Genomic DNA, 24,761 nt, shown 5'->3' on the forward strand with positions numbered 1-24,761 from the left:
ATAAACTGAACAATTATAAATGAATTGTTCGGTTTTTGCTATTTCGTATTTGCTTATGTCCCAGCCTAATTTTTACCCACGCAATGTAAAACGAGAATGGTAAGTGGGAAATTAACTGCCCAGCCAAAACCCGATGTTCAAGCCAGCAGGATAAGAATAATCTTCCATAGAAACCATGTTAAGGATACCAGCCATAAAGGTGGCCGGTAAGGGTGCTACTGAAGCGATAGGACAAGAAAGCTTCCATTTCATGAAGAAAAGCATTTGAGGGCGCTGCAGCCTGGGTTTACCTTAGAAATTTACGATCGCTTCTAGGGTAAGGCTCGCCCACTAAGAGCGTGTAATTGCCTGCATGGCCTACATAAGTGAGCGGATTGGAATTCAAATTAGAAAAGTGAGGTACAAAGTTGAGGGGAGTCGCACTCTATATGAGTGCGTGGATAGGATTGAAAAATAAACAATCTGCTATTTCTTTTTTTAAAACCCCTCAAGTTGCACTCTACATGAGTGCGTGGATTGAAATCTTTAAAGCAAATGCTTCTACTGTCGCACTGTTGAAATTTCACTTTATACAGTTATAAACGGGCATGATCCCATTTGGCCATTTTTTGGTTTCTTTCTTTGTAAAATGCGCTTAAATATTGTTGTTCAAATGCTTTTGCTGCTGTTAAGAGTTGTTTTTCCCTGAAATGGCGGCCAATCAACTGTATGCCGATCGGGAGCTTCTCCTTGCTCAGTCCGGCTGGAATCGATAAAGCGGGGTGGCCCGTGACATTAAAATAAGATGTAAATCGGATCATGCAATTAAAAAGCGGCTCAATGTCTCCTTGGATGTTAACCATCTCTTTTCCAATTTCTATGGGCAAGACAGGCAAGGTAGGGGTAACGATCAGATCCACTTCCGTAAAAACATTGTTAAGAGCACTGGCTATTTCTTCTTTTCGTTTCAGTGCGGATATATATTCGAGTGCAGTGATGTTTTTTGCCGCTTCCATTACGAGCCGCACATCGTCACCGTATTTGTCCAAATGCTTTTTTGCCCGTTCTTTATGGACATGGCCCGCTTCCGCCGTGGCAATCGTAAATGCCAAGTCCTCCATTTCCTCAGTGTAAGGAACTTCTACATCTACCAATATTGCCCCGATCGCTTCCAGTTTTTTCAAAACATCTTTATAACATTGTAAAATCTCTGTTTCCATTCGTTCATTAAAGACATGCAACGGTACACCTATTTTAAGTCCGCGGATGTTCACCTCATGCTCATTAAATGAATAATGATCCCCCGTTAAAGCTTCGAGGACAATGGATACATCCCCAACTGTCCGGGCAATGGGACCGGAGTGATCCAAATTCCAGGATATTAAAGAGACCCCGGAATGATCTATTAATTGATAGGTTGGTTTTAGGCCGACGAGGCCGCAGCATGAAGCAGGTATCCGGACCGATCCTCCCGTATCTGTCCCGATGGAGATCATACTGGAATCCAGCGCTACCGAAACAGCCGATCCGCCGCTGGAACCGCCGGAAATAAGCTTTGGATTCCACGGATTTCTGGACGGACCGTAAAAAGGGTTGTGATTTGTAATCCCGAATGCGAATTCATGCATATTTGTCTTGCCGATCATCACTGCGCCTTCCTGTCTTAATACTTTCACTGTCTTGGCATCTTGCTCCGGTATAAATTCCCGGTCAATTTGAGAACCGCTGGTGGCAGGGAATCCTTTTACAAAAATATTGTCCTTGTAAGAAACCGGAATCCCCTCCAATTTCCCAGCTTCCCCGCATGTCCACCGCTCCTCGGCAATATGGGCCTGATGGAGCGCCCTTTCTTCCGTAATCGTTATAAAGGCGTTCATTTCTTCCGTTGCTTTTGCTTTTTCGATATACGATTTGGTGATTTCAACCGGAGAAAACTTCTTTTTTCGATAACCATCCAGCAACTCTTGAATAGTAAACATTCCGTACACCCCCTCCAAAAATTGAAAACATCAACCTAACTATATCACATCCATTTTTAAAAAATTTAAAATTGAAAAAACGAATTGATTTAATATAACGAAAAAGTTATAATTCGTTTAAAATATGATATAAAAGGAGCCAGGATACATGATTAAAAAATATAGTGTTACCGATTTACAAAAGGTAGTAACAGAACGTCTAACTCCGCCTCCTTGTGATCAAACAATGCAAATCACGATCCATAGTGCCGAGAACGGAATTGCACGCGGAATATGGCAGGTTGATCGTAAATACATAAATGGACTGGGTGTCGCCATGGGCGGCTTTTTATCCTCGGCCGCAGATATTACGATGGCCTATGCCATATCTTCCTTATTAACAGAAAAAGAGGGTTTTGCATCAATCGACCTTGATACCACTTTCCATCGCCCAGTGTTGGAGGGAGAGGTGGAAATTATTGCCGAAGTGGAGAGGCTCGGGCGCTCCGTTGCATATGTGACAGCCGAATTGAGGCAAAATGGAAAAAAAGCCGCCTCATGTGTTTCATCGCAGTTAATCAATCGTGCTGAATCAGATAGGGGAGGGGCGAATACATGAGAAGATAGACGGCGATCAAGTTTATGACATCTTCTATCAAGAAATCTACGATACGTTAAAAGAGGAACCTTATGCAAATCATCTCGAAATAAAGTTGCAAAAGGAACAGCTTTAGCTACTTTGGATGTTCAAGAACACATGCTAAATACACATGGGACGGTACACGAGGCGGTTATGTTCGCCATCGCTGATTATGTGTCCGCCGCTGCAAGCAATTCATATGGGAAAACATCTGTGACAATGAATTTTATGGCAGCTGCCATAAAGGGGGAGCTGTTACAAGCGGAGGCTCGGGAAGAAAAGCGGCCCCATACGCTTGCTTGGTATAGAATTCACGTAAAAAGCGACGATCATGTCGTTGCTGTGATGGATACGACCACGACCGTTTATCGGAAAAATGATTGTTTTGTCCCGATCGATGAACTGGAAAAGGGAGCCCAGCCCTTAAGAAATGAGTCTGGCTCTTTTTTTCCTCTCCAATAAGCATCTCTTACACATGTACATTCCCCCCTGTCACGCACCATTTATTTGGCTATTTCGAAAAATATAAACATACACCTTCCAATGGCTGGCTAACAAGAGCCAACAGGTAAAATGTTTAACCGTGCCTGTTTTGTCACCCCCGTCTTGCGACCCTATTACAAAACTAAAACGATGACCTTCATATTCAGAGCAGATACCATCATCCATTTTTAATGTAAACAAAATCATTAAAATATTTGTTCACATCTATATAAAAGTGAAATATTCGCTTTCCGAAATACATAAAAAGTGATGAAGTAAAAAAACACTCAATTTTCCGAAAAGATAGTTGACTTTTATGATTATTGATATTACATTAAAACATAACCAATAAGATAAACGTCACATTTTATTTGTTATAGAAAATTCACTATGCAATGTAAATGGAGGGAAAGGGAATGTACAATCCTGAAATGGAAACGCTGTCAAATGAACAAGTGAAAGTACTACAGCTTGGACGTCTCCAGAATACCATTGACAAAGTTTACAGCAATGTGGCATTTTACAAACATCAATTTGATGAGCAGAATATAAAGCCTGAACAGATACAATCACTGGAAGATGTCGCATTGCTTCCTTTTACGACAAAGAAAGATTTGCGGGATCAATATCCATTTGGATTGTTTGCAGAACCCATCGATCATATTGTCCGTCTCCATGCTTCCTCCGGAACGAGCGGAAAGCCGACAGTAGTGGCGTATACAAAAAATGATATAGCCGTTTGGTCGGAACTGATTGCGAGGGCCATTGTGGCCGCCGGAGGCAGAAAAGGGGATGTCTTTCAAAATGCATACGGTTATGGCTTGTTTACGGGCGGTTTAGGGTTGCATTTTGGAGGAGAGGAGCTTGGCTGTGCAGTCGTTCCCATTTCAGGAGGAAATACAGAAAGACAAATTTTAGCTATCCGGGATTTTAAGCCAAGAGGGATTGCCTGTACTCCTTCTTACGGACTGAATATTGCCGAAACTATGAAGGAAATGGGTCTTCATCCAAGTGACAATACACTTGAATATGGGATTTTTGGAGCTGAACCGTGGTCGGAAGAGATGAGGACAGAATTGGAAGAGATGCTCGGTATTAAAGCTGTCGATATATACGGATTGAGCGAAATTATGGGGCCGGGTGTATCCATAGAGTGCCGCGAGGCGCAGGATGGGCTCCATATTGCAGACGATCATTTTCTCGTTGAAGTGATTGATCCGGATACATTGCTGCCTGTAGATGAAGGGCAAGAAGGAGAGCTTGTCTTTACAACATTGACGAAGGAAGCCTTTCCTGTTATTCGCTATCGGACCGGCGATATTGCTTCCATTACCAGGGAAAAGTGCCAATGCGGCAGAACGACAACAAGAATGTCTCGAGTTAAAGGGCGTACAGATGATATGATCATCATCCGCGGCGTCAATGTATTTCCTTCCGAAATCGAACGCGTTCTTCTGCAAATAAAGGGATTGGCGCCACACTATCAAATTCATCTCGTGAAAAATGGCGCACTCGACGGAGCTCAGCTTCATGTTGAAGTAAATGAAGAGTTTTATACAGCAGCAGGCAATGATTTACAATGTGAAAAAATTCATTTGCTTGAACAAAGAATCAAGCATGAATTAAAATCAGCCTGCCTTGTTACGATTCAAACGGTCGTGAATAAACCAAAAAGTTTGCCGCGATCCCAAGGGAAAGCGGTCAGAATTATCGATCATAGAAAGAGCAGTCCCATCATGCTTACTTAAAGGAAAGGAGTGTCGAAAACAGAATGAGCGGTCAAAAGGTGTTTGATATTACAATTATCGGTGGAGGCCCTGCCGGTATGTTTGTCTCTTTTTATGCAGGGCTCCGGAATATGTCCGTTAAAATCATTGAAAGTCTGCCACAGCTTGGCGGCCAGCTGTCTGCTTTATATCCGGAAAAATATATTTATGATGTAGCAGGCTTTCCCAAAATCAAAGGACAGGAGCTTGTTGACAGACTCACTGCCCAAATGCAAATGTTTCCCCACGAAGTCTGTTTAGGCCAATCGGTCCAGACGTTGGAAAAGTTGGGAGACGGCACATTCCTTCTTCAGACAGACAAGGAAACACATTATACGAAAACAGTCGTCATTACCGCCGGCAACGGGGCTTTTCAGCCAAGAAAACTTCCAATTGACAAGGCAATAAAATATGAGGGAAGCAACTTGTATTATTTTGTAGACAATATGAGCCGGTTTGCTGGTAAGAGGGTCATCGTGTTCGGCGGAGGCGATTCTGCGGTTGATTGGTCGTTAATGCTTGAGCCGATTGCGAAAGAAGTAACTATTGTTCACCGAAGAGATCGCTTTAGAGCACATGAACACAGTGTATCACAGCTGTTTGAATCATCCGTCCATGTAATGACTCCATACGTGCCGACTGATTTAGCGGGAAAAGAACAGATTGAGCACGTCATTTTAAGACATGTAGCATCAGGGGAAGAACGGACCGTTGATGTCGATGCAGTGCTTGTTAATTATGGCTTTGTAGCTTCCCTTGGCCCCATTAAAGACTGGGGGATTGAAATTCATAAAAATTCGATCGTGGTCAATTCCAAAATGGAAACAAATATAAAAGGGGTCTATGCCGTTGGCGACATCAACACATATGAAGGGAAGGTAAAATTAATTGCTACAGGATTTGGGGAAGCCCCTATTGCTGTCAGCAATGCCAAAGTATATATTGACCCTTCATCCAAAATTCAACCTATCCATAGTACCACAGTCATGGAGAAATCGAAGAAGAAAGAAACAGTGTAAACCGGAGGTGAAAAGCATGAAAACATACACGAGGGTGGATCAGGACACATGCATAGCTTGCGGCTCGTGCGGAGCATGCGCACCCGACATATTTGATTATGACGATGAGGGATTTGCCTATGTTACCCTGGATCATAATACGGGTACCGCTGCGGTGCCGGAAGAATTGCAGGATGACCTGGAGGACGCTTTGGACGGCTGTCCGACTGACTCCATTAAAGTGGCGGATGCGCCATTTAATGAAGAAGAAGAGAAGGCAGGCTAATAAATAGAAACAGAAACGGAATTTCTTGTTGCTTTCAATATAACGTTATAATAAAATAACGTTAAATATACGTTATATAATGGAGGGTTACGAAGATGTCCAGCCTAACATATATTGATCAAGAATCGGAATCTTATAAATTGGCAAAGTTTATGGAGCGGATTGAAGCAGGGGAGAAAATTGAAGCGGACGATTGGATGCCGGAAGAATACCGGATTGCGTTGATTAAGCTCATCTCCATGCATGGCATCAGCGAAATTATGGGAGCGCTTCCCGAAAAGGAATGGGTGCCAAAAGCCCCCACATTAAGAAGGAAACTTGGCATCATGGCGAAAGTGCAGGATGAAATGGGGCACGGACAGTTGCTTTTACGAGTAGCTGAAGATCTTTTAAAACCGTATGGAAAAAATAGGGATGACTTAATGAAAGATTTATTTTCCGGAAAATTGAAGTTTCATAATGTGTTTCATATGAAAACATATACGTGGGCTGACGCCGGCCTGATTGCCTGGCTTGTGGATGGTGCGGCGATCATTACACAAACAAATATGTTGAATGCCTCGTACGGTCCATATGCCCGGGCTCTACAACGCATTTGTGCGGAGGAAGTATTCCACGCGCAACACGGAGAGGCGATCATTTTGGCTTTGGCAGAAGGAACAGACGAACAGCGGGAAATGATACAAGACGCGCTCAATCGCTGGTGGGACGCTTTATTAATGTTTTTCGGTCCTGCGTCAAAGGAAACGACCGGCTCTTCCAAGCAGGATGTAACAATTCAATATAAGATCCGGACAAAGACGAACGAACAATTAAGGCAAGATTTTTTGAGCAAATATATTCCGAGAATTTTGTCACTCGGACTGACAATCCCTGACCCCAACCTTCATTATGATGAGCAAAATGAAAAGTGGAATTATACGCAGCCTGATTGGAACGAATTCAAGAAAATTATTAAGAACGAAGGCCCAAGATCCAAGGCAAGGCTTAACTTGCGAAAAATATCCTATGAGAATAATGCTTGGGTGCGTGAAGCACTAAGCAATGCATAAGGAGAATAGCCATGAGAAATGAAAAAAAGAAAAGCTTTTATCAGGAATTCGAAGTATTCAGCAAGCGAACGGCGACATCGCCGTTCCAACACCAATTTTGCCTGCTGGCCCCAAACGAAGAAGTAGCCATGGTTATGGCCCAGGAAAACTTTATGAGACGGGAACCGGTGGCAGATATTTGGGTTGTTAACAGAAAGCATATCCGCACACTTCATCCTGAAGAAAAGAGAATGCTGGCCCGCATTGATAATAAAGATTACCGAACAACAAAAGGATACGGCTATTTACGGAAAAAATGGCGTCAATATGAGCAAAAAATGCTTGATGAAAAGGAAATTCTTTCTTGGGGAGGAGACAAAAAGTGACAGGGGCACAAATGAAAGATATGAAAAAAGAGGTGATAGGCGACCTGCTTTTTCAACTGGCCGATGATGACTTTTTAATTGCTTTTCGAGGATCCGAATGGCTGGGACTGGCGCCCCATATTGAGGCGGATGTTGCCTTTTCCTCCATCAGCCAGGATTGCATGGGCCACGCCTCTATGTATTATAGATTGCTAGAAGACCTTGGTTTCGGCAAAGCGGACGACCAGGCCCATTTACGCCCTGCAGAAGAACGCCGGAACAGCATTGTAACAGAGAGAACGAATGGCGAAGGCGATTATATAGAAACACCGAAATATGATTGGGCCTATGCAGTTGTCCGAAACTTCTTTTATACAGCAGCCAAAAAAATCAAGATAGATTCTTTGAGGAAAAGCTCCTATAAACCTTTGGCGGATGCCGCCACTAAAATAAACATGGAGCTATATTATCATCTGCTTCATTGGAAAACATGGTTTGTCCAGCTCATCGACTCTACAGACGATGCCAGAAACAGAATGGAAAATGCGGTGAAATTGGTAGAAAAAGATTTTGGCGACATGTTTCGTTTCGGGACATATGCGAAAGAGATACACAAGCAAAAGCTGATCGAGGAAGGTTCCTTATTGCAGGAAAAATGGCAGGGTGAAATGGTAAAAGTATATACATCTATTGGAATGGACCCTCCCAAAATTTCTCTTAAAGTCGAACGGGACGGCCGTTTGGGAGAACATACGAAAGATTTGGAAACAGCTTTGGAGACGCTTTCGGCAGTTTATCGGATGGACACAGCAGCCTCATGGTAAAACAATAAGGAGGGATGTGAAATGGAGGCGGTGCAGCCGATTTCCAAACAACAAGTCGTGGATATATTGGATCGTGTGAAAGATCCGGAAATTGACACTGTCAGTGTCATTGATTTAGGGATGGTCGAGCATGTGCACATTCAAGGATCGGAAGTGTCTATCCAAATGCTTCCCACTTTTTTGGGATGCCCGGCTTTGGAAATCATCGAAAAAAATATGATCGAAGAAGTTTCCAAGCTGCCCCAAGTGACAAATGTACACGTCGAGTTTATATTTGACCCTCCCTGGACTTCGGACCGCATTACCCAAAAAGGGCAGGAAGGTTTGAAAAAATTCGGCATTGCTCCTCCGCCAAGGAGGCTTGAAGAAGACGGTTCATGGCATGTGGATTGCCCATATTGCGGTTCTACGTACGTTACCCTTGAAAATATTTTTGGTCCTACAGCCTGCAGAAGTATTTTATACTGCAAGGGTTGTAAAAATCCATTTGAAGCGATGAAACCGGTTTCTAATATATGAATGGAAATATAGATCGTACTTTTATGCCGGGAGGTATTGCTGTTGATTGAAAAAATGGTAGTTGTCGGTTCTGGTGTCATGGGCAGAGGGATTGCCTATGTTGCTGCTTTATCCGGTTTTTCCGTTACACTCGTTGATGTAAAAGAAAAAGTGTTAGAATCGGCAAACAAAGAAATTCAGGCCATTCTGGAAAAAGGCATTTCAATGGGAAAAGTGACGCGGGAACAAGCAGCAGATTTTAAAAAGCATCTCTCCTATGGCCTTGATTTGGCCGAAGCGGCGCGAGATGCTGATTTGATTATCGAAGCTGTCCCGGAAAAAGCGGAGTTGAAAAGACAAGTGTTTGAAATGATGGAAATGGCCTCTCCATCCCATTGTCTGTTTGCAACGAACACCTCGACAATGAGCCCGACAGAAATTGCTTCATTTGCCAGAAGACCTGAACAAACGATTGCCATGCATTTTTTTAATCCGGTGCATAAAATGCCGTTGATAGAAATAATCCGAGGATTGGAAACGAGCGACGAAACCGTAGCTTCAATTAAACATGTTGCCGAAAAAATGGGAAAAGAAACAGTCATTATAAATGAATTTCCCGGCTTTGTCACAAGCCGAATCAGCACACTCATTGGCAATGAAGCTTTTTATATGCTGCAGGAAGGATTGGGCAGCCCGGATGATATTGATAAAGCGATCAAGTTAGGGCTTGGATTCCCGATGGGCCCTTTTGAATTGGTTGATCTAGTGGGGCTTGATACACGACTGAACAACTTGAAATATCTGCATGAAAAGTTGGGAGAGAAGTACCGTCCGGCCCCGCTTTTGGAACAATACGTAAAAGCGGGCAGACTGGGCAGAAAAACTGGTAAGGGCGTATATGACTACACAAATCAAAAAGAAGAGTTGGTTAAAAAATGAAAGAAGCAGTCATTGTTGATGCTGTAAGAACACCATTTGGACGCTATAAAGGCGCTTTAAAAAATATTCGACCCGATGACTTGGGGGCCATCATCATCGAAGCACTGTTAAAGAGAAATCCTCCCTTGGATGAAAACGATATAGAAGAGGTTATCTTTGGGAATGCGAACCAGGCAGGAGAAGACAATCGAAATGTCGCCAGAATGTCCGCACTGCTTGCCGGGCTTCCCGTCTCTGTCGGAGGTGTGACTGTCAATCGACTGTGCGGTTCGGGACTTGATGCGGTCATGTATGCCGCCCGGGCCATCTCTGCAGGGGAGGGAGACGTATATATTGCCGGAGGTACCGAAAGCATGACCCGGGCCCCCTATGTAATGGCCAAGCCTGATAAAGATTTCCCACGCGGTTCTATGGAGTTGTACGATACAACGATCGGCTGGCGATTTACAAATGAAAGATTAAGAGAAATGTATGGAACGGACTCCATGCCAGAAACGGCGGAAAATGTGGCGAAGCGCTTTGGAATTACGAGGGAGGAACAAGATGAATTTGCCTTGGAAAGCCAAAGGCGGGCAAAAAAGGCGATCGAACAGAATGTGTTAAAAGATGAAATCATACCAGTTATTTACCATGATAAAAAAGGCAACAAAATCGTCATTCAACAGGATGAACATCCACGCCCGGATACGACACTTGAAAAGCTGGCAAGTCTGCGTCCCCTGTTTCCAGGCGGTACTGTTACGGCAGGAAATGCGTCGGGTGTAAATGATGGGGCGTCGGCGCTGTTGATCATGAGCAGAGAAAAAGCCGAACAACTGGGGGTAACGCCTCTTGTTACATATAAAACAGGGGCAACAGCAGGTCTGGAACCGGCAGTCATGGGGTTGGGCCCAATCTACTCCACTAGAAAAGCACTGCAACGCGCGGGCTTAACTATCGAACATATTGACCTTGTGGAATTAAACGAAGCGTTTGCATCCCAATCCATTCAATGTATTAAAGAACTAGAATTAAGCATGGATAAAGTGAATGTGAATGGCGGTGCCATTGCCTACGGCCATCCGCTTGGTGCAAGCGGGGCAAGAATTTTAACGACACTAATCTATGAAATGAAAAGAAGAAAAGCCGTATACGGGCTGGCCACAATGTGCATCGGAGTCGGCCAAGGCATTTCTGTCATAGTTGAAAATATAGATTAACCAATCAATGCCCTTGCTTTTAATGAAGTGAGGGTTATTTTGTCCAACTTGGTAAAGAATTGTAAAATGAATCAAGGCCCGCACCGTGATATAATGACCTGTAATAATGACATTTGCTGATGAAATGAGTGACAAAATCATGAGTTTTAATACACAATCAATGATTTTTACGATATATGGCGATTACATTCGTCATTATGGCAATAAAATCTGGATTGGAAGCCTGATTCGGTTGTTAAAAGAGTTTGGACATAATGAGCAAGCGGTAAGAGTCGCCGTATCAAGAATGGTCAAACAAGGATGGCTTCAATCAGAGAAGAAAGGCAATAAAAGCTACTATTTTTTGACGCCGCGGGGCGTTAATCGGATGGATGAAGCGGGCCGAAGGATTTTTAAGCTGGACCCCCATGAATGGGACGGGAAATGGCGTATGCTTATGTATTCGATTCCGGAAGAAAAGCGGCAAATCAGGGATGATTTGCGAAAGGAACTGCTTTGGAGCGGATTTGGCAGCTTTACGCACAGTTGTTGGATCTCGCCGAATAACCTTGAAAAAGAAGTAAAACTATTAATTGAAAAGTATGAGATCGAAGAATTTGTAGATTTTTTCATTGCCGATTACTTAGGGCCGAAGGATAATATCCAACTTGTCAGACGCAGTTGGCCACTGGAAGAGATCGAAGAAAAATATGAGTCGTTCATCACGGCATATGGAAAACAGTTTATCGTCCACCAAAGCCTTATACATGAAGGGCACATGTCCAATGCCGATTGCTTTGTGGAACGGACTAAGCTTGTACATGAATATAGAAAATTTCTATTCATAGATCCCGGTTTGCCGAAGGAACTGCTGCCGTCCATGTGGAACGGCAACCATGCCGCATTGCTTTTCAGGCAATACTACCAGTTGTTGGCAGAGCCCGCGAGCGAATTTTTTGAGAGTGTTTTTGAAAAAGGGAATGATTTGCGAAAGAAAGACAAATCATATGACGCCAATGATCATCCGTATATCGTCAACTGAAAACAGAGTCACCGCCGGTTTGGTTTTGGCGGTGACAACAGCGGGTTATTTGGCCAGCGCTTGATATTCTTTTCCTTTTTGAACGTACGTATCGATCGATAACTGGATCAGCTCCAAGTCCTTATCGTTCAAGCTCCGTGTCACCTTGCCGGGTGATCCGACAACAAGTGATCTGGGGGGGATTTTTTTGCCTGAAGGAATTAAGGTGTTGGCGCCAATGATGCACTCTTCGCCGATTTCTACATTATCCAAAATGGTGGAGCCCATTCCTATAATAGAGCGTTTTCCAATTTTACACCCATGTAGAATAACGTTGTGCCCGACCGTTACTTCATCGTCAATGATGGTTGGAAAACCCTCATACATATGAATGGTGGAATTATCTTGTATGCTGCATCTTTCTCCTATATGTATCGGGCCCTCATCTCCGCGCAAGACGGCATTAAACCAGATGGTCGACTCTTTTCCAACCGTCACATCACCGATGAGATACGCTCCCGGCGCGATAAAGACGGACGGATCTACCTTGGGACGATGGTGATGGTAATTGATTTTCATTTTTCTCCCTCCACAACATGAAATCGTTCTCTTTCTATTATAACGTTATTTGAAAGAAGGTACAGAAAATTGAAACAAGCATGTGATACTTTGTCTATTCAATATCCAATTATTCAAGGCGGCATGGGTAATATCAGCAATGCCATTTTGACTTCCGCCGTCTCCAACGCGGGCGGGCTGGGAACAATCGGCTGCGGTACGATGAGCCCTGATGAAATTGAGCAAATCATCTCGGAAACGAAGAGAAGGACTGAACAGCCGTTTGCGTTAAATATCGCACTTACCGTCTCTGACTATGTCGATGAAATCATTCAGTTGGCGATCAAACATAACGTTTCCGCTATTTCTTTGTCGGCTGGGAATCCAGCGCCCTATATCCCGAAACTAAAACAAAACGGTATTCGGACCATTGTCCTTGTCGCTTCGGTGCGTCATGCGCAGAAAGCGGAAAAGGCAGGCGCAGACATACTCGTTGCAGAAGGATATGAAGCGGCAGGAATCAATTCTTCGTTAGAATTAACAACTTTTACCCTTGTGCCCCAAATTGTGAAAAAAGTGGCCATTCCCGTCTTTGCAGCCGGCGGAATTGGAGATGGAAAAGGATTGGCCGCGGCGTTGATGCTCGGGGCAAGCGGCGTTCAGATTGGAACGAGATTTATAGCAACCGCGGAAGCGCCATTTCACCCACTTTATAAAGAAAAATTATTAAAAGCGAATGGAGAAGATACACAAATCTTAGGCCGTTCTTACGGCAGGGCCAGAAGGGTGTTAAAAGGAGCGTATGTCGAGCAACTGGCCAACCTTGAGAAAGAAGGAATGACATTTACAGAATTCCAACAGAAAACATCTGAAAAATATCACATTAAAGGGGCAATGGATGGCGATTTCGACAATGGGTACGTCAATAGCGGCCAAGTTGCCGGATTAATTGATCATGTTCCGAGCGTACGGGAATTATTGGAAACCATAATAAGTGATGCAAGTTCGCAAATGAAAAAGATTGCAACAGATTTCAGGTTTGATTAAGATTTGCATGTAAAAATTGAAACCTTTAAAATAGGGGTAATTGTTCCATTGAGGGGGTAGGGAATTTAAGATGAGTATACATATTGCCGCTCAGCCGAATGAAATAGCTGAAACGATTCTATTGCCGGGTGATCCGCTTCGGGCCAAGTATATAGCTGAAACATTCCTGGAAAATGTTCAATGTTATAATGAAGTCCGTAATATGCTAGGTTTTACCGGTGAGTATAAAGGAAAGCGAATATCGGTTCAAGGAACCGGGATGGGCGTCCCATCCATTTCAATTTATATTCATGAGTTGATGGAAAGCTACGGTGTACAAAACTTAATCAGAGTTGGAACATGTGGCGCCATCCAAAAAGATGTGAAGGTGCGGGACGTCATTTTGGCCATGTCCGCCTCAACAGATTCACAAATGAACAAGCTTACCTTCGGAGGTATTGATTATGCTCCAACGGCATCGTTCGACTTATTGAAAAAAGCGTACGATGCGGGGGTAGAAAAAGGCTTGAATCTCAAAGCGGGCAACGTTTTTACGGCCGACATGTTTTATAACGATAACGCCGATCACGAAAAATGGGCGCGTTATGGCATACTGGCGATTGAGATGGAAACAGCGGCGCTGTACACACTTGCTGCGAAATTCGGAAGAAATGCTTTAGCGATTCTGACAGTCAGCGATCATATCTTAACAGGAGAAATGACTACATCGGAAGAGAGGCAAATGACATTTAACGACATGATCGAAGTGGCATTGGATGCTTCCTTGCGTTAAGCATGGATTAAAATCAGTATAGACATCATAGGCGAGAGGGCCTCTAGTACGCCACTCGCCTACACTTATTTTTCTTAGTCAATTGTCAACATGTTTTATATCGTTAACCTTTGAATTCTTATTTTCTTTATTTGAACGTTTTTTCCTTAACATATTAAAGCCGTTGGCATCATCTGCATCAGTTCAAACCCCTTTTTACCAAACATGTATTTCATATTCTCCTTATTTCCTTTCAATCTACATTTTGATATAGTTGCTAAACAGGTTTTCTATGAAAAACCAAGATCAAAATGCTCCAAAGCCATTAGTATCGTTTTTTTCCATCAACATAAGCCTCCCCAATTCTTCATAACTCGATTTCATTCGCCCTTACATTAACATCTAACACCTGCCACGCTCAGATTAGATTAACGGCCAAAATTTTGTTCAAAAGAGAGCTAGCCGCGCGGTAAATATATCTAGACAACTCATGATCGCTTATTCTCTTAAAGAAATCACATCACGATGAAAGGCCAATGAAGCAGCTTCTTTGACAGATTAGATGTTAAAGGGGATATATCTTCAAATGCGTATGATTCCTTATCCGTCTTAACAATCCTGATGGGCGCTCTGTCTTAATGCTTTACTTTTTAGTAGTCAAGCAACGCTAAAACAAATTTCTATGAATAGACCTCTGAGTCCACAAATCAGTGCCCCAGGAGTTGGACGCTTTAATACTTGGCGCGTCCTTTATTTTCTTTTAAACCTTGGTTTGCTTTTTTTCACTTCTTTTACTTTGCCCGCAATGGAGCGTAATAATAAAAGGGCATTATTCATATATAAAAAACAACGAGTTGTTTACACATGTCCGTTGCAAAATAAACCCTTTATGATGTAGACTAGTTTAAGTGACTCATAAGCAACGAGCAAAATATTGCTGACAGAGAGCGACGCTGTCAAAGGGAAGAACTTGTTAAATTACGACTATTAGTCCCATACTGGGAATGACATGATCGAAGTTGCATTGGGCGCGGCTGATAACAGCGACTGTTAAAATGCAATTACAAATAGAAGTGAGGCTTTTTATGAAAAAACATGTGAGCATTCTGGCTATGACCGTTTTACTTGGTGGATGTGCTTTGGCGGATGATTTGGCAGAAAACAAGGACAAGACAACAACGCAAACCGAACCGCCTAAGGACCAAAAGCCTGGGAGCGAACCTGTTGACGCTCAAAAAGAACAACCCGCCAATCAAGCTGATCAAAACCGTGGGGAGAAGCCTGAAAAGGACCCGGTTGACCCGGACTTAACATTGGAAGCAGCCTATTTCAACGAAATTGTAGAAGCCAATGGCAAAAAAGAAATTGCCAATCCCGATAATATACTCGTACTCGTCAATAAGGAATTCAGTTTGCCGGCAGGGTATGCGCCGGGCGATTTAGTTCGGCCCAAAGTGGCTTTTTCATTCGGGGAGCAAGATATCGAAAAAAGCTATTTGCGAAAAGAAGCTGCGGAAGCATTAGAACAAATGTTTCAGGCTGCAGCTAAGGAGGGCATTCAATTATATGCCTCTTCCGGATATCGCTCATATGGACGCCAACAAGCCATTTTTCAAAATGAGATCGAGCAAGTGGGAGAAGAAAAGGCCGCCCAGGTTGTGGCTATTCCAGGTAGCAGTGAACATCAGACAGGACTTACCATGGACATCACGAGTGAATCAGCCCAATTTGCCCTGTCGGAGAAATTTGGCGAAATGAAAGAAGGAGAATGGCTTAGAAACAAGGCCCATTTATATGGTTTCATCCTGCGTTATCCGAAAGGAAAAGAAAATATAACCGGATACAGCTACGAACCGTGGCACTTCAGATATGTGGGCAAAAAAGCAGCCAAGGTGATTTTTGAACGCAATTGGACATTGGAAGAGTATTTTGAGAATGTCGCGAAGATATAACGTCTTTTTCTGTTTGCCTTTTTCAAAGGCGTTTTTTTAGTTTGAAAACAGCCGGCAGTCGCGTCTATGTCTTTACGGCGCCGGATGAAAATTGATAAAATAAAGATACATATATGTAAATGGCTTTTTAATAAGCCCAGGATAGAAAGTGGTGAGATCATTGGAAGAAGACCAAAACCAGGTGAACAAAAGCCCGCAAAACAGCAGCTTTATCCAAATAAAAAAATTCAGATTCATCATATTGATTTTCCTGACCGTGTTGGCAACGGCCGGCATTACCATTCTGGCCCTCTCTTTTGCTAATAACAAAGCAGCAAGTGTGGTCATGCAGGAACGGAAAGAGTTCCATAAATTATATGAAGCCTATGACGTCATGAAAAAGCAATACTTTGCAGACGTAGACGAAGAAGCATTGGTTGATGGGGCGATTGATGGAATGGTGAAGTCACTGGATGATCCTTATTCTGATTATATGACCAAGGAAGAAAGCGAGAAATTCGAGGAAAGCATTACATCATCTTTTGAAGGCATCGGGGCGGAAATTCAAGAAATAGACGGGGACATTGTCATCGTTTCTCCCGTTAAAGGGTCTCCCGCTGAAAAAGCCGGCCTAAAACCAAACGATAAAATCGTTGAAGTCGATGGCAAAAGCGTACAAGGCATAAGCGCCAATGAAGCTGTTCTTTTAATTCGCGGAAAAAAAGGGACGAAAGTAACCTTATCCATCATTCGGCAAGCAAGCGAGGATCCGATCAAAATAACGATTACTCGCGATGAAATTCCGATGAATACGGTTTACCCGGAAATGTTGGAAGGCGGGATTGCCAAAATTCAAATTACAAGCTTTTCCACCCATACGGATAAGGACTTAGAAACAGCGTTAAAAGAGATGGAAGAAAAAGGGATGAAACGTTTAATTCTTGATTTAAGAAAAAATCCAGGCGGACTGCTTGAACAAGCCATCGATATTTCGAACATGTTTGTGCCTGAAGGCAAAACGCTGTTCCAAGTGGCATACAAAAACGGGCAGGTTGAAAAATACGTCGCGGAAGATGGCAAAAAGATTACCGTTCCAACCGTCATATTAATTGATGAAGGTAGTGCCAGCGCCGCTGAAATATTGGCTGCAGCCGCCAGCGAATCTGCCAATATCACGCTGGTTGGAAAAACATCCTTTGGAAAAGGGACAGTACAACAGGCGGAAGAATTTAAGGATGGATCCAATCTCAAATATACGATGGCAAAATGGCTGACACCGAAAGGAAATTGGATTAATGAAAAAGGGATTGAGCCCGACTATCCCGTCTCACTGCCGGAATATGCAGACCTTCCTTATATTAATCCTGAAAAGGAATTAAAAGAGGATACGGCCGCATCTGATGTAAACACTGCTGAACAAATCTTGAAAGAATTAGGATACAATCCCGGCAAGGTTGATTCATATTTTGATCCAGATACAAAAAGGGCTGTAATGGAATTTCAAAAAGCAAATAACATAGAAGTAACAGGTGTATTAAGCGGAGAAACAACCGTTACTCTAATGACGAAAATCCAGGAACATCTTCAGAAAAACGATCCCCAGTTGAAAAAAGCTGTGGATATATTGCAAACAAAATAACAGGGGGCTTTCTAAAAAGTCCAATTTAGAGCTAATGCACTAAAATGTAAAACCCAAGAATGTTGATTTACGGCAATCTTGGGTTTATTTTTTTAGTTTTCAAGCTGCGATGTTATTTTTTGGACGGCCCCGTTCAAAAAGTCATCTAGAGTGAAGTTACCACTCAAATAGACACTTTGTTGTTAAAACTTATTCATACATGCCAGTCACTGCAACCTTATGAGACTTTCTCTAAGGTTGCGTTTTTATTTTCCATTTGGCGTAATCTTTGATCATATTGTCGCGAAACAGTTTTCAGGTTCGCTACCAACAAAAAAGTTCATTGTGTAATGTAAAATAAAAATACAGTGCTTTGCAATGAAGTTAACGAAAGTTGCAAGAAAAAAATACATAGTCGTTTAGTTTAAACCAAGATTTGATATGGAGTAGAGTGTATAGTATCCTCCCAGTCGGCAGAACCAGTTGTTGAAAATGCTGGCTTTTTGACTCTAGTACTATACGCGCAAGTAGTTCCATGTCAAATCTATGTATAAACCATTGCAACACTCTGTACTAAACATTAATAGGTTTAATGCTCATCAAGTACCTGAAAAGAGAAAGCGGCATGCTTACATTTATAACTTTTTACTCTTCTTAGTCAATCATGGATACCCTCACGAGGACCCGGCGTCTACATTGATAGATGTTCGCCGGTTTTTTACGGATTATAGGTTGAGATTTTCCATCGCTATAGACATACTACCAGTTCACACTAGTGGTTAAGCATCCAATATCTATTAATTAGTGATAGATGTTAAAGCAATGTTTTTTTAAAAACATATAAAGATAATGAAGCTTGTAAATAAATAATAGGAGGAAGTAAAGATGAGTTATAATGAAAAATGTTGGAATTTTCAAGATGCTTTTTGGTATTTAGGCCAAGTGTTTACAGATTTCTGTCATTCGTTATTAAAATGTAATTCCCACTTAACATCAGGACCACTTAACAGTAATATAAATACAAAAAGTATGATTGCCAGGGTGAATAATTTAAACGATTTGGATGTTTTTGTACATTTGAAAGTGACCATTAATGATGACGTAGATGAAACATTCCAACCTTATTATTGTCAAACAATAAGGGTCCCCGCATGTTCACACGCTTTATTTAATGTGATCGATGCCACAGATTTTAATACATCGCGCGGTTATACAGTATGGTTTGAAATATATTTCGCACATCCAGGTCCACATATTGACCCTGCTTGCGACAATGTTCACGTCTACTTTGCAGAACGTTCTGACCTACCAGATGTCACAGTTGCAAACAGTCACATTCTTACAGAAATCCTCCATAAACAATTTATTCCTCATGATGCAGCATGTACTATTCCTTGTCCGGAACAGGTTAAAAAAAAGATTGGGTTGACGACGCATGATGATCATGTATTACCAGAGTGTTCATTAGATGATGTCAGTTGTAAAAAAACATCGGAAAAAGGAAACATGTAAATAAAAAGTTAATTCGGTTAATAAAACTGTAGAGATTCTAAACTAAAGCTGCGTAAGTGAGAGATTGCAAGGCTCTTGCTAAGTTGCTGCATATAAAATGCTGTATGCCGAAACAAGTTTAAATGGGAGATTTATAAAAATGGGATAACCAAATGCTCCTGCTATAAGTAGTTATCCTAACAAATTCTTTTCATTTTATTATAAACGTTGTGCCATGTTTCTACGTTCTTATGGAAGTGCCTGTTTTAATCTGCGGATACCTTCTTCAATTTCCATGTTAGAATTTCATAACTTAATATGATTTTATTGATATATTGTTGTTTAATTGTATGAAGTTAAACAGGATAAATATTCCTATATCATATCGTTTACCATATGTTCTGAGAACTTATTTTAATGCATATCTTTTTGAATCGCCAATTTTAGCACCAAACTCATTTGCTAAACATTTTCTCACATAATTCCGCCGTATCTTATCTATTTTCTTCCGCCTGATGATAAACCTTTCGTTTATCAACAGATTATTTTGGTGCGTGAAAAGTTAATTTATCCGATCATTCTGATAATTGTTTGGCTTTTCTTAAAATGTGAGGACTTTTAACCAGAAAAGTGGTTGATAATGAATAATGACCCGCTATAACGAAACGGGTCATTGTTCGCCATATTTTGCAAATGTTCTTTCCTCTTCGATTAATCCGCAAGTCCCACATTGGACTCTTCTTTCAGGACCATTGTAAATAGTATGCAGTGGGCCTGCGTCAGCCTCATGATCATATTTTTCGATGATATCTCCGGTTTGCGGATCGAGCTTTACCGCATGGACAACTTGTTCAATAATGTTGAACCTGGAACGATTCGTTTTGCAACTTGGACAGCGATATTTTGTACTCATAGGAACCTCCTTTACTTATAGAATAACCGAAGAAAGGAAGTTTTATACTATGAATGGCGTTGACGCAAACGCCAGGATCAATAAAACAGCGGTCACATTTGACATAAATTTGTAACAAACGTAACACAATGCGCTCTTTTCTGAGTTTGTCAACCGTCATATTTTAGTAGTTTTTGGTTATAGTATACGGCAAATGGAAAACTTCATTTAAAATAAGAAATAGAAAAAAGTTGTCTGATTGCATGTTGGGGAATTTCTGCCGAAAGCAGACAATGCCCATGGCAATTCCTCCCTGAAATATTACAAAAATCGCATGTTACTATAATAGCGGAAAAAGAAAACAGGGAGGAAAACAGAAATGAAAAAGCTTGTCGTATCAGCTGCAGCAGCAGTTGCGTTGATGGCATCCCCTCTAGCAGGAGGAACAGCAGATGCCGCACAACCTAATTCAGGACAACAAAATGGAAAGGTGTATTATTTCTACCAAACTGGTGATTTTTCAAAAATGAATGATTGGTGCAAGCAGCCTTATCATAAATTCACACCAAAGAAAAAAACTTGGAAACAAGCTCCAAAACAAAAACAACCAGCCAAAAAGGAGCAAGCACAAACACCTGCGCCTGCACCGGCTAAACCAGCACCAGCACCTGCACCAGAAAAACAACCTGGTAAACAAGAGGAGCAACAACCAACAGAGCAAAATGGTTCTCAATTGAGCGCCTTTGAACAAAAAGTGGTAGACTTAACGAATGCAGAAAGATCAAAAAATGGTTTGGCCCCGCTAAAAGTTGATTTGGAGCTCAGCAAAGTGGCTCGTGAAAAATCAAAAGACATGGCAGCCAACAACTATTTTGACCATAACAGCCCAACACATGGTTCACCATTTGACATGATGAAAAAATTCGGAATCAGCTACCGTTCAGCAGGTGAAAACATCGCCATGGGACAGCGTACACCAGAGGAAGTAGTACAAGCCTGGATGAAGAGCCAAGGTCACCGTGAAAACATCTTAAGCAGCAGCTATACACATATCGGTGTCGGCTACGTTGAAAATGGAAATTACTGGACACAACAGTTTATCGGAAAATAAGCAAATAAAAATGAAACACAAAGAACGAACCGCTAGGAAGAAGCAGGTTCGTTCTTTTTTTGAATATGCCGCAGACGAAACGATAAAGTGAATGCGCCGACTGCCAGCCCGGAAATCAGGCCAAACCAAAAGCCAAACGGCCCCAGTGCGGTATAATTGGCCAGTACATAGCCGAGAGGAAGTCCGATGACCCAAAAGAAATCAGCGCCATGATAAAAGTGGCAAAGTAGCCTGAATGGAATGAGCAGTCTTACGCCAATCAATCATATTTTCAATGTCAATCCGCCGTTAGAATCCGATCTCTTGAAATTTGAAAAGTACTTTTGCGATTGAGCAGGTTTACGTACTTTTTATAGCGGAGCAAATATAAAACAGAGCGGCTTCAGTCCTCTTGAATAGAGAGCCGAAGCCGGGTATATTTTGATAATTTAACAGTCTTTTTAAGCTTCCATCTGCTGCGATTCTTCCTCTTTCAATGATTGCCTCATTAACGCCATCGTATATAAATCTTTTGGAACCGCGTAAAGATCATAGATATATCCAGTGGCGTTCAGCTTTTGAAATACGTCTTGCTTCGTTTCATTGGCCTGCAAGACGTAAGAAAGCTTTTCGGCAGCCTTTTTCGAACGGATGTTTTCCTTGCGAATTCTCATATAGACCGTTTCAATATTCCGGTCGAAAAATAATTCTTTGAAAAAGGCGTCTTTTGCCAGACTGTTATAGCCTTTGCCATGAAATGGCTTGCCAATCCAAGTGCCCAAAAAACCAGTATTGCCTTCAATGTCATACAAATTAATCGTTCCAATCGGATTTTCCCATTCATCCAGAATCGTTCTGGAGATTAACTCTCCGCGTTCTTCCGCTTCGATTGTCTGCTTTGTCAAAAAGACGTATTCATCATAGGAAAAAGCTTTTTGACGCACGTAAGGGAAGACATCGGGATGCGTCATCAAATCAAATAGAATCCGGCATTCATGCCCGTTTACTTCACGTTTCTTGAGCATTTTGAACCCCTCCTGCCCAGGGCAGGTGTGGTGTACGATCCTGCCCTCGAAATTTTTTAAAAGATGCATAAAAAATTTCGGGGTGGGAATCGAACCCACTAAGACCAGCCAAGAAACAGGGCTGGTGGCGCACCATTTGCCTTCCCTCAATTATGAGCTGTATGTTCTTGTGAATTGAAATTCTACAAATATCATACAAAAAAAAGTTCTATTTGGATATACCAAGTTTGTAAGTTTTTCGTAAATTATTTTCTCTTTATCGACACATATTTTGCAATGAGATATTTTAATAAGAAGTATCCTAGTAAAACATATAAAGCGATCGCGATAATGGGTTTCAAGTAAGCCCCGGCAATTGCTCCTATTTGTTCCCAATGGGCGCCAAGTTCCATGCCAATGAATAGAAATAAAATAGTCCAAGGGATCATTGCGGCCATCGTATAGATCGTGAATTGATAAAATGGCATTTTCGCGATACCTGCAGGTATGGAGATCGCATGCCTGATGACCGGGATGAAACGGGCAGTGAAAATGACGATCGTTCCATGGCGGTCAAACCACTTTTCCGCCGCATCCAAGTGTTTAGGTTGGATCAATAAATATTTCCCATAACGGTCAAAAAAAGGTCGGCCCCCGTATATCCCAAGCCAATATAAAAAAAGTTGCGCCATCGTTCCCCCAATGATTCCGGCAATAAAAGCCATTAAAAATGAAATTTTTCCAGCCGATATCAAATAACCGCCATACCCCAGAACAATTTCACTTGGAATCACCTCAATCATAAGCCCGATGGCGATACCCGCAAACCCGTACTGTCCCAAAAATTCCAAAAGTTCGACAACCCACCCGCTTGACATCCGCTTTCATCACCCCGCCCTATGAATCGCTAATCTATTCTATGCTCGTCCAAAAAAAATTATCATAAAGCTGAAACTTTTAAACGAGATATTCATAAAAATAATACATGCATAAAAAAACAGGAGGTATCATCATGGATACAGCTTCAAGCAACGAAAGAACCTTGGCAACAGCCATATATGTTACTAGTTTTTTCTCCGCGCTGATCGGACCGCTTATTATTTGGCTCATTAAGAAAGAGGATTCCGCTTTTATCGATTTTCACGGTAAGGAATATTTAAACTTTTTTATTTCCTATACCGTCTATTCAATCGTGGCATCCTTAATGATGTTCATTTTAATTGGATTTATTCTAGTGCCTATCATCGCCATTCTTTATATTGTATTTACGATTATCGCGGCAGTAAAAGCATACAATGGAGAAATTTATCGCATACCGCTTGTGTTCAGGATTTTAAAATAACGGTACCAGGGAAGCCTTCGACTCCAAGCAGGAGTTGGGAGGCTTCTTATTTTTTGTGAAGGGTCCTTTGAGTGTTTTTTTATACAGTAATGGGAGGGGAGGGATGCAAGTTGAATGCAGTCGGTCATTTTTTACAGGAAATGAGCATGCTTTTTCTAATGGCGTCGACAGGGTATGTTTGCAGAAAAAGAAACATCCTTGGCAAGCATACAACCGAGGTTTGCACACAACTTCTTTTGTATATAACATTGCCCGCATTGATCATATATTCCTTGAATATTTCATTCCATATGGATTTACTGACGGAATTTTCACGGCTTATATCCATGTCTGCTTATATTCCATTTATCAGCTCCTTGCTAGCTGCCTGGTTGAGAAAACGTTCCGGTCTGCCAGACACTAGAAAAGCCCTTATGAAGGCTTGAATATTTTCGGGAACCAGGATTTATTGGCGCTACGCCACTTGCTTCATCATATTTGGAGAAATAGGAGTTACATATGCAATGATTATTAACATTTGTTATTTCATTTCATATGGACATATGGGATCTATATCTTTTCTCGGGGAGATGCTTACATCGGAGAAATATTGTGTTCAATTCGGGAATTATTGCGACAATCACGGGTCTTGCTTTGATGTTTTCTCCTTCCAGCATGCCTGGCATTTTGGAAAGAAAATAACAATCCCACTGTCGATGATCATGATTGGCAGTTCCCTTGCGGAAATCAAAAAAGATGAATATGTAAGCTTATTCACAACTACTACATTATGGATATCAGCCGGCGCCAAACTACTTGTCATTCCCTTCCTGCTATTCCCGTTTATGTTTTTGAATGTTCCTTCTTCATTGCTTGTTCTCGCCGCCTTAATATCCGGCATGCCGTCCGCTCCCACGACATCCCTTTTCTCCTACAAATACGGCGCCAACGCAAACTATGCCTCGCTGGGCGTCTTTTTATCAACACTCTGATCAATGATGACCATCCCCGCACTATAATTGGGCATTCACTTTCTTGACCCCGCAATAACTAGCAGTAAACCTCATTTCAAGCTCAGGGGAAAGCGAAACG

Annotated in this window: 27 protein-coding genes; 21 read left to right on the top strand and 6 right to left on the bottom strand. The window is 41.9% G+C overall.

Annotated elements, in window-relative coordinates; all coding sequences use genetic code 11:
• Positions 1 to 575: 575 nt before the first annotated feature.
• Complete coding sequence (locus tag NST31_RS00005; RefSeq protein WP_339163164.1) at positions 576 to 1,958, bottom strand: amidase; 1,383 nt, start codon at positions 1,956 to 1,958, stop codon at positions 576 to 578.
• Between the two features lie 148 nt (positions 1,959 to 2,106).
• Between NST31_RS00005 and NST31_RS00010 the strand changes: the two genes are divergently transcribed.
• The 12 genes from NST31_RS00010 (at position 2,107) to paaX (ending at position 11,987) form a co-directional block, all read left to right on the top strand.
• Positions 2,107 to 2,556: a PaaI family thioesterase gene (locus tag NST31_RS00010; protein ID WP_339163167.1), complete on the top strand. Its 450-nt coding sequence runs from the start codon at positions 2,107 to 2,109 to the stop codon at positions 2,554 to 2,556.
• Between the two features lie 138 nt (positions 2,557 to 2,694).
• Positions 2,695 to 3,039 carry a hotdog domain-containing protein gene (locus tag NST31_RS00015; RefSeq protein WP_339163170.1) on the top strand — a complete coding sequence of 115 codons (345 nt, stop codon included), beginning with the start codon at positions 2,695 to 2,697 and terminating at the stop codon, positions 3,037 to 3,039.
• Positions 3,040 to 3,476: 437 nt separating this feature from the next.
• Complete coding sequence (locus tag NST31_RS00020) at positions 3,477 to 4,808, top strand: AMP-binding protein (protein ID WP_077113382.1); 1,332 nt, start codon at positions 3,477 to 3,479, stop codon at positions 4,806 to 4,808.
• A 23-nt stretch (positions 4,809 to 4,831) separates the two neighbouring features.
• Entirely contained in the window at positions 4,832 to 5,845 is a 1,014-nt protein-coding gene (locus tag NST31_RS00025; RefSeq protein WP_077113383.1) for an NAD(P)/FAD-dependent oxidoreductase, read from the top strand.
• A gap of 16 nt (positions 5,846 to 5,861) precedes the next feature.
• Positions 5,862 to 6,110 (top strand): ferredoxin, encoded by a 249-nt coding sequence (locus tag NST31_RS00030; protein ID WP_339163172.1) that lies wholly within the window; start codon positions 5,862 to 5,864, stop codon positions 6,108 to 6,110.
• A gap of 95 nt (positions 6,111 to 6,205) precedes the next feature.
• Positions 6,206 to 7,162, top strand: coding sequence for a 1,2-phenylacetyl-CoA epoxidase subunit PaaA (gene paaA, locus NST31_RS00035; protein WP_077113385.1), 957 nt, complete (start codon positions 6,206 to 6,208; stop codon positions 7,160 to 7,162).
• Between the two features lie 11 nt (positions 7,163 to 7,173).
• On the top strand, positions 7,174 to 7,527 hold the full coding sequence (gene paaB, locus NST31_RS00040) for a 1,2-phenylacetyl-CoA epoxidase subunit PaaB (RefSeq protein WP_077113386.1): 354 nt from the start codon (positions 7,174 to 7,176) through the stop codon (positions 7,525 to 7,527).
• A gap of 11 nt (positions 7,528 to 7,538) precedes the next feature.
• Positions 7,539 to 8,330, top strand: a complete 792-nt coding sequence (gene paaC, locus NST31_RS00045) for a 1,2-phenylacetyl-CoA epoxidase subunit PaaC (RefSeq protein ID WP_077113518.1) — start codon at positions 7,539 to 7,541, stop codon at positions 8,328 to 8,330.
• Positions 8,331 to 8,351: 21 nt separating this feature from the next.
• Entirely contained in the window at positions 8,352 to 8,849 is a 498-nt protein-coding gene (gene paaD / locus NST31_RS00050) for a 1,2-phenylacetyl-CoA epoxidase subunit PaaD (RefSeq protein WP_339163175.1), read from the top strand.
• A gap of 42 nt (positions 8,850 to 8,891) precedes the next feature.
• Positions 8,892 to 9,767, top strand: coding sequence for a 3-hydroxyacyl-CoA dehydrogenase (locus tag NST31_RS00055; RefSeq protein ID WP_077113388.1), 876 nt, complete (start codon positions 8,892 to 8,894; stop codon positions 9,765 to 9,767).
• Positions 9,764 to 10,966: an acetyl-CoA C-acyltransferase gene (locus NST31_RS00060; protein ID WP_077113389.1), complete on the top strand. Its 1,203-nt coding sequence runs from the start codon at positions 9,764 to 9,766 to the stop codon at positions 10,964 to 10,966. Before NST31_RS00055 ends, NST31_RS00060 begins: the two co-directional genes overlap by 4 nt.
• A 139-nt stretch (positions 10,967 to 11,105) precedes the next feature.
• Positions 11,106 to 11,987 carry a phenylacetic acid degradation operon negative regulatory protein PaaX gene (paaX, locus tag NST31_RS00065; RefSeq protein ID WP_077113519.1) on the top strand — a complete coding sequence of 294 codons (882 nt, stop codon included), beginning with the start codon at positions 11,106 to 11,108 and terminating at the stop codon, positions 11,985 to 11,987.
• Positions 11,988 to 12,032: 45 nt separating this feature from the next.
• Here paaX and NST31_RS00070 read toward each other — a convergent pair whose 3' ends face one another.
• Positions 12,033 to 12,545, bottom strand: coding sequence for a gamma carbonic anhydrase family protein (locus NST31_RS00070; RefSeq protein WP_077113390.1), 513 nt, complete (start codon positions 12,543 to 12,545; stop codon positions 12,033 to 12,035).
• Between the two features lie 69 nt (positions 12,546 to 12,614).
• On the opposite strand from NST31_RS00070, the gene NST31_RS00075 reads away from it, so the two are divergent.
• From NST31_RS00075 to NST31_RS00095, 5 genes are all read left to right on the top strand, one after another.
• Positions 12,615 to 13,571: a DUF561 domain-containing protein gene (locus NST31_RS00075; RefSeq protein WP_339163181.1), complete on the top strand. Its 957-nt coding sequence runs from the start codon at positions 12,615 to 12,617 to the stop codon at positions 13,569 to 13,571.
• Between the two features lie 70 nt (positions 13,572 to 13,641).
• Complete coding sequence (gene deoD / locus NST31_RS00080; protein ID WP_339163183.1) at positions 13,642 to 14,343, top strand: purine-nucleoside phosphorylase; 702 nt, start codon at positions 13,642 to 13,644, stop codon at positions 14,341 to 14,343.
• A gap of 1,064 nt (positions 14,344 to 15,407) precedes the next feature.
• Positions 15,408 to 16,274 carry a M15 family metallopeptidase gene (locus NST31_RS00085; protein ID WP_339163184.1) on the top strand — a complete coding sequence of 289 codons (867 nt, stop codon included), beginning with the start codon at positions 15,408 to 15,410 and terminating at the stop codon, positions 16,272 to 16,274.
• Between the two features lie 151 nt (positions 16,275 to 16,425).
• The gene (locus NST31_RS00090) at positions 16,426 to 17,892 is read left to right on the top strand and encodes a S41 family peptidase (protein WP_321189695.1); all 1,467 of its coding nucleotides are present in this window, start codon (positions 16,426 to 16,428) and stop codon (positions 17,890 to 17,892) included.
• 864 nt (positions 17,893 to 18,756) lie between these two features.
• Positions 18,757 to 19,383, top strand: coding sequence for a hypothetical protein (locus tag NST31_RS00095; RefSeq protein WP_339163186.1), 627 nt, complete (start codon positions 18,757 to 18,759; stop codon positions 19,381 to 19,383).
• Positions 19,384 to 20,032: 649 nt separating this feature from the next.
• Here the strand turns inward: NST31_RS00095 and NST31_RS00100 are convergent.
• The gene (locus NST31_RS00100) at positions 20,033 to 20,275 is read right to left on the bottom strand and encodes a DNA alkylation repair protein (protein ID WP_077113396.1); all 243 of its coding nucleotides are present in this window, start codon (positions 20,273 to 20,275) and stop codon (positions 20,033 to 20,035) included.
• Positions 20,276 to 20,633: 358 nt separating this feature from the next.
• Here NST31_RS00100 and NST31_RS00105 point away from each other — a divergent pair, with 358 nt between their 5' ends.
• Positions 20,634 to 21,365, top strand: a complete 732-nt coding sequence (locus tag NST31_RS00105) for a CAP domain-containing protein (protein WP_077113397.1) — start codon at positions 20,634 to 20,636, stop codon at positions 21,363 to 21,365.
• A 32-nt stretch (positions 21,366 to 21,397) separates the two neighbouring features.
• On the opposite strand, the gene NST31_RS00110 is transcribed toward NST31_RS00105, so the two are convergent.
• The 3 genes from NST31_RS00110 to NST31_RS00120 all read right to left on the bottom strand — a co-directional run bounded on the left by NST31_RS00110 (position 21,398) and on the right by NST31_RS00120 (position 23,226).
• Entirely contained in the window at positions 21,398 to 21,628 is a 231-nt protein-coding gene (locus NST31_RS00110; protein ID WP_077113398.1) for a hypothetical protein, read from the bottom strand.
• Between the two features lie 177 nt (positions 21,629 to 21,805).
• Positions 21,806 to 22,369 carry a GNAT family N-acetyltransferase gene (locus NST31_RS00115; protein ID WP_077113399.1) on the bottom strand — a complete coding sequence of 188 codons (564 nt, stop codon included), beginning with the start codon at positions 22,367 to 22,369 and terminating at the stop codon, positions 21,806 to 21,808.
• A 245-nt stretch (positions 22,370 to 22,614) separates the two neighbouring features.
• The gene (locus NST31_RS00120; protein WP_077113400.1) at positions 22,615 to 23,226 is read right to left on the bottom strand and encodes a DedA family protein; all 612 of its coding nucleotides are present in this window, start codon (positions 23,224 to 23,226) and stop codon (positions 22,615 to 22,617) included.
• Between the two features lie 134 nt (positions 23,227 to 23,360).
• On the opposite strand from NST31_RS00120, the gene NST31_RS00125 reads away from it, so the two are divergent.
• From NST31_RS00125 to NST31_RS00135, 3 genes are all read left to right on the top strand, one after another.
• Positions 23,361 to 23,690, top strand: coding sequence for a DUF4870 domain-containing protein (locus NST31_RS00125; RefSeq protein WP_077113401.1), 330 nt, complete (start codon positions 23,361 to 23,363; stop codon positions 23,688 to 23,690).
• Positions 23,691 to 23,800: 110 nt separating this feature from the next.
• On the top strand, positions 23,801 to 24,115 hold the full coding sequence (locus NST31_RS00130) for an AEC family transporter (protein WP_077113402.1): 315 nt from the start codon (positions 23,801 to 23,803) through the stop codon (positions 24,113 to 24,115).
• Positions 24,116 to 24,193: 78 nt separating this feature from the next.
• Positions 24,194 to 24,661, top strand: coding sequence for an AEC family transporter (locus tag NST31_RS00135; RefSeq protein WP_139345707.1), 468 nt, complete (start codon positions 24,194 to 24,196; stop codon positions 24,659 to 24,661).
• The last annotated feature ends 100 nt before the right edge of the window (positions 24,662 to 24,761 follow it).

The sequence above is a fragment of the Siminovitchia sp. FSL W7-1587 genome, assembly GCF_037963795.1.
Taxonomy (GTDB): domain Bacteria; phylum Bacillota; class Bacilli; order Bacillales; family Bacillaceae_C; genus Siminovitchia; species Siminovitchia thermophila.